Genomic DNA, 9,349 nt, shown 5'->3' on the forward strand with positions numbered 1-9,349 from the left:
GATGCGGGAGGATCCCTTTGCCCCCTTAGCCGAGACCTACGAGGCCTGGTACGAAACTCCCTTGGGAGCCTTCGTCATCGCTGAGGAGGAAAAGGCCCTGAGGGCGCTTCTTCCTCCGGGGGAAAGCCTCCTCGAGGTGGGAGCGGGAACCGGCTACTGGCTTAAGCGCCTTCCCTATGCCCGGAAGGTGGGGCTGGAACCCTCCTTGGCCATGCTCCAGGTGGGGCGAAGAAGGGTACCGGAAGCCACGTGGGTGGAAGGGCGGGCAGAGGCCCTTCCCTTCCCCGGGCAAAGCTTTGACGTGGTCCTCCTCTTCACCGTGCTGGAGTTCGTGGAGGATGTGGAGAAAGCCCTCGTTGAGGCCAGAAGGGTCCTGAAGCCCGGGGGAAGCCTTTTGCTGGGGATCCTCGAGGCCCTCTCCCCCTGGGCGGCCCTGTACCGGAGGCTTGGGGAAAAGGGGGTTCTCCCCTGGGCCCAGGCCCGTTTCCTCACCCGTGAGGACCTGCAAGACCTCCTGGGCCCGCCGGAAGCGGAAGGGGAAGCGGTCTTCCTGGCCCCTGAGGCCAAGCCCCCCTTCCCCGAGGCGGATCAGGCAGGCCTGCGGGCAGGAAACCGCGGGGCCCTATACTTGGGAAGATGGCGGTGAAGGTCCTCTTCGCCCTCTATCCCCTTCTGCAGGGGGATTACCGGGCGGTGGAACAGGCTCTTTCCACCCTGGAGGCCAGCGGGGTGGAGCACCGCGTCTACCCCACCCACACGGAGCTTTCCGGGGAAGAGGAAGCAGTCTTCCGGGCCCTCGAGGCGGCCTTCAAAGCCGCCGCGGCGGAGGGAGCCACGGTGATGTGGGCCCTTTTCACCAATGCCTGCGAGGCCAAGGACCCCTTCCGCCGGCCCGAGCGCCTCAAGCGCTTTCCCCCCTTGGAAATCGCCCAGAAGGCCCTGGAAGGCCTTAAGGCCCAAAGCGTCCTGGACATCGGCACGGGTACCGGGGTCTTCGCCGAGGCCTTCGCCTCCCTGGGCCTTTTCACCGTGGGGGTGGACCCCAGGTCCGACCGCCTCGAGGTGGCCCGGGCCAAGGTGAAGAAAGCCCATTTCCTGGAAGCCCGTGGGGAAAGCCTCCCCTTCCCGGACCAAAGCTTTGACCTGGCCTTCTTCGGCCTGAGCCTCCACCACCTGGACCCTATTCCCGCTTTGAGGGAGGCCGCCCGGGTGGCCAGACGGGTGGTGGTCTTGGAGTGGCCCTTCCGCCAGGAAGTTGCCTTGCCCGAAGGGCAAACAGACTTGCGTGAGCAAGAGGAGGGCCCGCCCCTGGAGCGGAGGCTTTCCCCAGAAAGGCTACAAGCCCTCTTCCAGCAGGCCTTAGGAAGCCCGCCCGTGATCCTTCAGGAGGAAGGCTTCACTCTGGCCCTCTGGGAAAACCCCCAGGGGACCTGAAAAAATAGGGGGTACTGTGCCAAAGGCTTGGCCAGGCCCCAGGGGCCTGGCCTTTTGGTGCCGGGGGCGGGACTCGAACCCGCACGTCCTTGCGGACAGCAGATTTTGAGTCTGCCGCGTCTACCGGTTCCGCCACCCCGGCGCGCGCATCCTAAGGATAAGACCCCAGAGGAAAAGCGTCAACGCCACCCCCACCGCCCAGTCCCCGTAGCGGACGTAAAGGGTACGGCCCTCCTTCAGGCTGTAGGGAGCCAGGAGGTACCCCTCCTGGTGTGGGGGAATCTGGGCCACCACCCGGCCATAAGGGTCTATGCTGGCGGTGATGCCGTCGTTTCCCGCCCGTAAGAGCCAGCGCCCCGTTTCCACCGCCCTAAGCCGCCCCAGGGCGAAGTGCTGCCTGCCGCCGAAGGAAGGACCATACCAGGCATCGTTGGTGAGGAGGACCAGCACCCCCGCCCCCTCCCAGGCCAGGGTGCGGGCCACGGAGGGAAAGGCGGATTCGTAGCAGATCATGGTCCCATAGGGGCCGAGGGGAATCAGCCGGTCCCCTGGCGTACGGTCCGCCAGCTCCCCCAGGCCAAAGGCCCGGAAGAAAAACCCGTACACCCCTCCCAGGGCCTCCCGGAAGGGAAAACGCTCCCCGAAAGGCACCAGGCGCACCTTGTCGTAATGGCCCAGGACCCGCCCCTCCTGGTATAGAACCGCCCGGTTAGGCCCGTAGAGGTTCAGGCCAGTGAGAAGGAGCCGGTCTTGAAGCAGGCGCTTCGCTTCCTCAGGGATCTGCCACACCGCCGTCTCCGGCCAGACCACCAGTCGCGCCTCCGGATACTGGGCCAAACCTTCCCTGGTTAAACGAAGGTAGACCTCCTGATCCAACTCCCCTTGCACCTTGGCCAGGGGGTTAACGTTCCCCTGAACCAGAAGGGCCCTTTCCGGCCCTGCTTCCGGAGGCAAGGGAAGAAGCCACAACACCCCCCAGGGCAAAAGAACCCAGTAGCGCCGTTCCCTAAGGCCCCAGGCCACGATCAAGGCCATAAGGGAAAGAAGGTACACTCCACCCCAGGCGGCCAGCACCCGCCCGGGAGCCTCCACCAGGCTGTAGCCCAGGAAACCCCAGGGGAAGGCCAAGTCCCCTTGCTCCGTGAGCCACTCCAGCGCCACCCACCCCCCCACCCGGGCCAGAGGTGTGGGGGTGAGGGCGAAAAGGAGGCCGAAGGAAAGAGCCTTAAAAAGCACCAGGGGAAGGAAGGGCAAAGCCCCAAGGGGGCCGAAAAGCTGGGCGAAGCTTTGAGGAAGCCAGATGAGATGCAAACCCCAAAAGCCAAGGCCCATGAGGAAGCCCGTGCGGAAACCACCTTGAAGGAGAAAGGCCAGAACCCCAGGGGCCAAAAAGCCCAAGGGAAAAGGAGGAAGGGTAAGGGCCAGGAGGAGGCCCAAGAGAAGAGTGCGCACCCCTCTAACATAAGAGTTAGAAGAAAGGTTTTCATAGGGTTTGCATCTGGGGTATGAGAGAATGGGGCCGTGCGCCTTGGAGTTCTCTCGGATATCCACGCCAACCTGCCAGCCCTCGAGGCTGCCCTCGAGGCCCTGCGGGATGAAGGCGTGGACGACGTCCTGGTGCTCGGGGACCTGGTGGGCTACGGCCCCCATCCCAAGCAGGTCATCCGCCGTCTTCTCAAGGAAGGGCTTCCCGCCATCGCCGGGGCCTGGGACTTAAGGGTAGCCTACCCTCTTCCGGGCACCCTGCCCGAAGGCGTGGGCAAGGCCACCCTGGAGTGGACCCGGTCCCAGCTTTCCGAAAAGGAGCTGGACTATCTCCGCTCCCTGCGCCTATCCCACCGCAAAATCTACGGGGAAAGACGGCTTGTGGCCTTCCACGGCACCCCCGGTAACCCCGAAAGCCACCTGGACCTCCTGGGCCCGGCCAACCAGTTTGTGCCGCTTCTGGAACGGTACAGTGCCGCGGTTCTCCTCCTGGGGGGGCGCCACCTGCCCCTGTCCCGCCGGGTGGGCATGGGTCTTGTAGCTGATCCAGGTAGTGTGGGCCTAAGCCTAAGCGGGGAGCCCGGGGCCGACGCCATGATCCTGGACACGGAAACCCTCGAGGTCCGCTTCCTCAAGGTGCCCTACGACCTAGGCCCCCTCATCTTTGACCTCAGGGCCTGGGGACTCCCTCCGGTTCTGGAAAAGGTCTACCGGACGGGGCGCTTCCCCAAGGAGGAATAGCGCTTCCGCCTGAACCTCCCTATTAGGGTCTTGCAGGAAGCCTTCAATGTCCCTCCCCGCTCGGTGGAGGGCGTGAAGGGCAGTGCGGCGCACCAGGGGATGGGGATCCTGGGCTGCCTCCCGCAGGAGATCCTCCCCCAGGCCCAGGTTGCTCAGGACGATGAGGGCATTCCGGGCCATGCGGGTCCTTCCGGGGCGGGCGAAGGCGGTATCCCCAAACTTCCGCTGAAAGGCTCTTCCCGAGAGGCGGAAGAACTCCTCCAGGTTGGGATGGGCTAGCTCGGGCTCCGGCCTAAAGCCCCGCCACACCTTGCCAAACCGCTCCCAGGGACAGACCTCCTGGCAGAGGTCGCACCCCAAAAGCCACTCTCCCATTCCCGACCAGAGGGCCGGGGGAATGAAGCCCTTATGTTCCACGGTAAGGTAGCTCACGCACACCCGGGCATCCAGGGTGCCGTCCCCTAAAAGGGCCCCTGTGGGGCAGGAAACCAGGCAACGGGTGCAGCGGCCGCAGCGGCCTGGATGCGGGAAAGGTGCCTCCACCTCCAAGGAGGTGAGAAGAACGCCGATGAAGGCGTGCACCCCAAACCCCTGGGAAAGAAACATGCCGCTTTTCCCAATCCAGCCCATCCCGGTAAGGGCGGCCAGGGTTCGCTCGGGGATGGGCCCGTGGTCCACGTACCCCTTGGCCTCTACGCCCAGGCTTCGGGCCAGGCCCTCGAGGGCCCTGACCTCCTCCCCCAGAACCAGATGGTAGTCCCGGACCCAGGCGTAACGGGCCACCCGGCCCACCCGGATTCCCCCTTTGGGTATTCCGGGGTCAGGGTAGGCGTAGGGGGCTAAGACCACCAGGGCGCTTTGCGCCCAGGGAAAGCGGTGCTCCAGGTGGAAACGAGCCTCCACGCCTCGTTCCAGATAGGCCATTCCCCCGTGCCGTCCCTCGGCCAGGAAGCGCCGGAAGCGGCCCTCCGCCTCCTCCGGTAGGGCCAGGGGCGCCCAGGCGTAAAGAAGCCCCCGCTCCCGAAGGGCTTCCTCTAGAAGCGGGCGGGCCTCCACGGCTTCACTTTAGGGCAAAGGCCGAGGGGAAGCCGGTATAATCCCCGGCATGGAAGAGGTGAAGATCGCCCTCCTGGGCGGAGGCACCGTGGGTAGCGCCTTTTACACCCTGGTCCAGGAGCGCCTCGAGGACTTCCATGCCCTGGGCTTCTCCCCTCGGTTTCTGGGGGTACTGGTGCGGGATAGGACCAAGCCCAGGCCCATCCCTGACGAACTCCTGCACACCGAACCCATGGACCTCCTGCAGGCGGACGTGGTGGTGGAAGCCATGGGCGGGGTGGAGGCCCCCCTCAGCTTGGTCCGCCCCGCCCTGGAAGCGGGTATCCCCCTCATCACCGCCAACAAGGCCCTTCTGGCGGAGGCCTGGGAGGCCTTGCGCCCCTTCGCTGAGGAAGGGCTGATCTATCACGAGGCCAGCGTCATGGCCGGCACCCCGGCCCTATCCTTTTTGGAAACCCTCAGGGGAAGCCAGCTTGTAGAGCTCCACGGGATCCTGAACGGCACCACCCTCTACATCCTGCAGGAGATGGAAAAGGGGCGGACCTATGAGGAAGCCCTCCTCGAGGCCCAGCGTCTGGGCTACGCCGAGGCGGACCCCACGCTGGACGTGGAGGGCATAGACGCCGCCCACAAGCTCACCCTTTTGGCCAGGCTTCTGGTGGACCCTGCTTTCCCCTTCCCGGAGGTGAAAACCCAGGGCATTACCCGCCTCACCCCGGAAATCCTCCAAACCGCCCAAGCCCAAGGGGAAAAAGTACGCCTGGTGGCAAGCCTCTACGGGGAGGGTGGGCGCTGGCGCGCGGCGGTGGCCCCCAGGCGCCTGCCGCAGGACCACCCCTTGGCCCGGGCCCAGGGCAACATCCTGTGGGTGCGGGCAAGGCCCCTGGGCGAGGTCTTCGTGACGGGACCGGGAGCCGGGGGCGGGGCCACGGCCAGCGGCCTCCTCGCCGACCTCTTTCGCTTCCTCTCCGGCCACCTGGGCCACCTGCCCGCCCCGGCCCCAAAGCCTCCCACGGAAGAGGGAACCCCCTTCCCCGGGGTAGAATAAGGGCGTGCCCTTTCTGGACCTTCTCCACCCCGTGAGCAAGGCTTTCCGGAACCCTTGACGGCTTAGCCCCCTAGGGGGAAACATATCCCCATGCGGCTTCCCCTCATCGAACGGTACCGGGCCCACCTTCCCGTGTCCCTCAACACGCCCGTGATCTCCCTTTTGGAGGGCTCCACCCCCTTGATACCCTTAAAAGGCCCTGAGGAAGCCCAAAGACGGGGCATACGCCTCTATGCCAAGTTCGAGGGGCTGAACCCCACGGGAAGCTTCAAGGACCGGGGCATGACCCTGGCGGTTTCCAAGGCGGTGGAGGAAGGAGCGAAGGCGGTGGCGGCTGCCAGCACGGGAAACACCGCCGCCAGCGCCGCCGCCTACGCCGCTCGTGCGGGGATAAGGGCCATCGTCATCCTGCCCGCGGGCTACGTGGCCCTGGGCAAGGTGGCCCAGAGCCTGGTCCATGGGGCGCGGATTATCCAAATCGAAGGCAACTTCGACCAGGCCTTGGCCCTCACCAAGGCCCTCACCGAAGCCTATCCCGTGGCCCTGGTGAACTCCTTGAACCCCTACCGCCTGGAAGGCCAGAAGACCCTGGCCTTCGAGGTGGTGGACGAGCTGGGGGATGCCCCCCACTACCACGCCCTGCCCGTGGGCAACGCCGGCAACATCACCGCCCACTGGATGGGCTACAAGGAATACCACGCCCTGGGCAAGGTGAGCCGCCTCCCCCGGATGCTGGGCTTCCAGGCGGCGGGCGCCGCTCCCTTGGTCCTGGGGCGGCCTGTGGAGAAGCCGGAAACCCTGGCCACCGCCATCCGCATCGGCAACCCGGCCAGCTGGCAAGGGGCCATGCGGGCCAAGGAGGAATCCGGCGGGACGATAGAGGCGGTGACAGACGAGGAAATCCTCCTCGCCTACCGCTACCTGGCCCAGGAGGAAGGAATCTTCTGCGAGCCCGCCTCCGCCGCCGCCATGGCCGGGGTGTGGAAGCTCCTCAGGGAGGATCGGTTGGATCCGGGAAGCACCGTGGTCCTCACCCTCACGGGCCACGGCCTCAAGGACCCGGCCACGGCGGAAAAAGTGGCCGAGCTTCTACCCCCGGTGCCAGCGAACCTCGAGGCAGTGGCCCAGGCCGCGGGGCTAGTGTGATAAGCTTGGGCCATGTCCGAGGCCAAAAGCACCCCCAAAAAGCCCAAGGAACCCTTCCCCGGAGCCTACTACCTGGCAGGGGCCATCACCATTGCCCTCATGCTTTTCTTCATGGTCCTGGGAGCCACCCTTCCCCCAGGGGTGGCGGGGTTCCTGGTGGCCTTCGTCCTGGGCCTCACCGTAAACCCTAAGTACGTCCCCTTCTTTCTCGTGGCGGGGGTCTTCTCCGCGGTCATGGGCTTTTTGGGGCAGGAGCCCCAGGTGGCCTGGGGCGGGGTGGCCCTGGTTCTTTCCCAGGTACTGGTCAAGCGCGTTAACTGGACCTGATGAACCCTAACCGCCTATCCCAAAGCCTGGCCCTCCTGGGTGTGGCCGCCTACGCCTACTTTCTCTTCCTGCGCCCCAACCAGGAGGGAATGGCCCTGGCCGTGGGCCTCTTCGTGGGCACCATGGGCGTCGCCTATGGGGAGAAGCCCTTTCTTGTGCCCTTCTTTGTGGGGCTTTTCGCCTTGCTCTTCCTCCTTCAGCTCCTCTTCGGCCACCCCATCCCCTTCCTCACAGGGGGTGCCCTGGGGGTAGGCCTTCCCTATCTGGTCTACCGCTTGCGAAAGCCCACCAGGTAGAGGAGAGCCCCAAGGAGCATTCCCTCTCCCAGGGCCGGCAGGTAAAGGAAGAGTTCCCGGACGTCCAAGCGCAGGTAGAGGAGGAGGGGCCAAGGGGTGAGGGCCCAGGCCAATCCCGGCCTGCCGTACCCCGCCGCCAGGAAGATTCCTGCACCCAGGCCCCTCAGGTAGGCCAGCCACCCCGAGCCCAGCTCGTTTTGATACACAAACCAGATGAGATTGACCCAGACCCCCAAGGCCCAGAGGGGAAGGCGGTTCTGCCAGCGGAAGGCCAGGAAGAGGAGGAGCAAAAACCCCAGCACCTCAAGCACGGGCCACCTCCCGGGAGCTATGGGCCTCCAGGTAGGCCACCAGGACCTCCAAGGCCTTCTCCACCGCCTCATCCAGATCCTCGCCAGGGATGACGGGAATCCCCTCCTCCTGGGCCCAGCGGAGGAGGTGCTCCTGGATGAGGCGGATCTCGGCGAAGTGGGTGAGGTATTTCTCCTGCGGCCGGGCGTGGGCCGTCTCCCGGTCCCTAAGGAGAAAGCGGTCCCGGTGAAGCTTCTCGTCCTGAAGCACCACCAGCATGGGCACGGTGAGGACCCGTTCCCGGTAGGGATGCTCCAGGTAACGGGGGACCACGTGAACCCCTTCCAAAACGATGGAGGTCCCCTCGAGGGCGCTTCGCTCCTGAATAGCCCGCAAGCCCACCGCCACCCGGGCCACCTGGTCCAAAAAGCCCCGCATCACCCGCACCTCATGGCTTTCCTCCCCGCTCAGGTCCGGCAGAAGGGCTTTCCAGGCCTCAAAGGTGGAAAGGTGCAAGGTGGGAAGGAGGTCCTGGGAAAGGGAGGCCCGGAAGACCTCCCGCACGGCATCGGAGGGAACGATGTGGGTGATGCCCAAGCGGTAGGCCAGGGCCGAGGCCAGCACGCTCTTCCCCACCCCGGTCACCCCACCGATGAGGATGTGCACCGGGCGGGCGCTTCGCCTCAGGCTTCTAAGGAGCAGGTACCGCCTGGCCACCTCCTCCCCCGCTTCCTTTAGAAGGGCCTGGTACACCCTTTCCCGAAGCTCATTCCGCCGGATCACCCTCCGCCCCTCCTGGCGCAGGGCCTTTTCCATCTCCCGGGCCAGCCGGTACGCCCGCTCTGGGGAGAACCCAATGCCCATCAGGGACTGGGCCAGGATGCCTTTGGAAAAAGGCATCCGGGGTTCGCCGCTTTCCTCTTCCACGAAAAGCTCCCCAGCGAAGGCCTGGCGCTGGAGGTAGCGCCTGCGAGCCCCCTTACCCAGGGCCCGGCCCACCACCTGGGCCACCACCTCCTCCAGGCGGCGGGCGGAGATCTGCCTGATCCCTTCCTGCCTGAGGTGCCCTTCCACTTCCTTGGCCAGGTCGTGGGCTTCCTTCAAGGAAAAGCCCGCCTCCTCGAGGCTCCTCGCCAGAAGCCCTTTGGAGAAGGGACGGCGCTTCCTCCCCTGGAGCACCAGGATCTCCTCAAAGGGAAGGGTCTGCCTGGAAAGCCTATCCGCCACCTCCTCCCCCAGGGCCCGGGCCACCTCCTCCAGGAAGACCTTGCGCAGGACCCTAGGGGGCACGGCCAGCTGCCCTTCCGCCTTCAGCCGCTCCTCCACGGTGTGGGCCACGGCTTGGGCGGCCTCGAGGGGCACCCCCAACGGCAGAAGGGCCTCCACCAAAAGCCCTTTGGAAAGAGGCCACCGGCCTCGCCTTAAGCGCACAAAGACCTCAGCCACTCTCTGGCATCATAGCATCTTCCCTTCAGGAAGGGGCTTTCTTGACAGCCTTTTTCCCAGCGTGCTATCCTGACTTACG

At 65.6% G+C, this 9,349-nt stretch carries 11 protein-coding genes and 1 tRNA gene; 7 read left to right on the forward strand and 5 right to left on the reverse strand.

The genetic code is table 11. The features are described from left to right. Position 1: 1 nt before the first annotated feature. Together AC27GT_RS05790 and AC27GT_RS05795 are read left to right on the forward strand one after the other, a co-directional pair. Positions 2-646 carry a class I SAM-dependent methyltransferase gene (locus AC27GT_RS05790; protein ID WP_054391961.1) on the forward strand — a complete coding sequence of 215 codons (645 nt, stop codon included), beginning with the start codon at positions 2-4 and terminating at the stop codon, positions 644-646. Continuing rightward, the gene (locus tag AC27GT_RS05795) at positions 637-1,434 is read left to right on the forward strand and encodes a class I SAM-dependent methyltransferase (protein ID WP_054391960.1); all 798 of its coding nucleotides are present in this window, start codon (positions 637-639) and stop codon (positions 1,432-1,434) included. The genes AC27GT_RS05790 and AC27GT_RS05795 overlap by 10 nt, the downstream gene beginning before the upstream one ends. 55 nt (positions 1,435-1,489) lie before the next feature. On the opposite strand, the gene AC27GT_RS05800 is transcribed toward AC27GT_RS05795, so the two are convergent. Together AC27GT_RS05800 and lnt are read right to left on the reverse strand one after the other, a co-directional pair. Then, a tRNA-Leu gene (locus AC27GT_RS05800) sits at positions 1,490-1,576 on the reverse strand. Further along, positions 1,555-2,886, reverse strand: coding sequence for an apolipoprotein N-acyltransferase (lnt, locus tag AC27GT_RS05805; RefSeq protein ID WP_487223679.1), 1,332 nt, complete (start codon positions 2,884-2,886; stop codon positions 1,555-1,557). Before lnt ends, AC27GT_RS05800 begins: the two co-directional genes overlap by 22 nt. 69 nt (positions 2,887-2,955) lie before the next feature. Here lnt and AC27GT_RS05810 point away from each other — a divergent pair, with 69 nt between their 5' ends. After that, positions 2,956-3,660 carry a metallophosphoesterase family protein gene (locus AC27GT_RS05810; protein WP_487223680.1) on the forward strand — a complete coding sequence of 235 codons (705 nt, stop codon included), beginning with the start codon at positions 2,956-2,958 and terminating at the stop codon, positions 3,658-3,660. Here the strand turns inward: AC27GT_RS05810 and queG are convergent. Beyond that, the gene (gene queG, locus AC27GT_RS05815; protein ID WP_487223681.1) at positions 3,568-4,716 is read right to left on the reverse strand and encodes a tRNA epoxyqueuosine(34) reductase QueG; all 1,149 of its coding nucleotides are present in this window, start codon (positions 4,714-4,716) and stop codon (positions 3,568-3,570) included. The two genes, AC27GT_RS05810 and queG, sit on opposite strands and share 93 nt — an antisense overlap. Positions 4,717-4,765: 49 nt before the next feature. Here queG and AC27GT_RS05820 point away from each other — a divergent pair, with 49 nt between their 5' ends. From AC27GT_RS05820 to AC27GT_RS05835, 4 genes are all read left to right on the forward strand, one after another. Next, positions 4,766-5,764: a homoserine dehydrogenase gene (locus tag AC27GT_RS05820; RefSeq protein WP_028494258.1), complete on the forward strand. Its 999-nt coding sequence runs from the start codon at positions 4,766-4,768 to the stop codon at positions 5,762-5,764. Positions 5,765-5,854: 90 nt separating this feature from the next. Continuing rightward, positions 5,855-6,910 (forward strand): threonine synthase, encoded by a 1,056-nt coding sequence (gene thrC / locus AC27GT_RS05825; RefSeq protein WP_487223682.1) that lies wholly within the window; start codon positions 5,855-5,857, stop codon positions 6,908-6,910. Positions 6,911-6,922: 12 nt separating this feature from the next. Continuing rightward, a complete protein-coding gene (locus tag AC27GT_RS05830) occupies positions 6,923-7,237 on the forward strand; it encodes a hypothetical protein (RefSeq protein WP_487223683.1) in 315 nt (104 codons plus the stop codon). Then, entirely contained in the window at positions 7,237-7,533 is a 297-nt protein-coding gene (locus AC27GT_RS05835; RefSeq protein WP_487223684.1) for a hypothetical protein, read from the forward strand. Before AC27GT_RS05830 ends, AC27GT_RS05835 begins: the two co-directional genes overlap by 1 nt. On the opposite strand, the gene AC27GT_RS05840 is transcribed toward AC27GT_RS05835, so the two are convergent. Together AC27GT_RS05840 and AC27GT_RS05845 are read right to left on the reverse strand one after the other, a co-directional pair. Then, on the reverse strand, positions 7,506-7,844 hold the full coding sequence (locus AC27GT_RS05840; protein ID WP_487223685.1) for a hypothetical protein: 339 nt from the start codon (positions 7,842-7,844) through the stop codon (positions 7,506-7,508). The genes AC27GT_RS05835 and AC27GT_RS05840 overlap by 28 nt on opposite strands. After that, on the reverse strand, positions 7,837-9,270 hold the full coding sequence (locus tag AC27GT_RS05845; protein WP_487223686.1) for an ATP cone domain-containing protein: 1,434 nt from the start codon (positions 9,268-9,270) through the stop codon (positions 7,837-7,839). Before AC27GT_RS05845 ends, AC27GT_RS05840 begins: the two co-directional genes overlap by 8 nt. Positions 9,271-9,349: the final 79 nt, after the last annotated feature.

Source organism: Thermus sp. KWY1, from assembly GCF_057547025.1.

Coding starts and splice junctions, on each gene's coding strand:
- AC27GT_RS05820 (WP_028494258.1), top strand. CDS start 4,766: ATGGAAGAGGTGAAGATCGCCCTCCTGGGCGGAGGCACCGTGGGTAGC.
- AC27GT_RS05830 (WP_487223683.1), top strand. CDS start 6,923: ATGTCCGAGGCCAAAAGCACCCCCAAAAAGCCCAAGGAACCCTTCCCC.
- AC27GT_RS05790 (WP_054391961.1), top strand. CDS start 2: ATGCGGGAGGATCCCTTTGCCCCCTTAGCCGAGACCTACGAGGCCTGG.
- AC27GT_RS05795 (WP_054391960.1), top strand. CDS start 637: ATGGCGGTGAAGGTCCTCTTCGCCCTCTATCCCCTTCTGCAGGGGGAT.
- AC27GT_RS05835 (WP_487223684.1), top strand. CDS start 7,237: ATGAACCCTAACCGCCTATCCCAAAGCCTGGCCCTCCTGGGTGTGGCC.
- thrC (WP_487223682.1), top strand. CDS start 5,855: ATGCGGCTTCCCCTCATCGAACGGTACCGGGCCCACCTTCCCGTGTCC.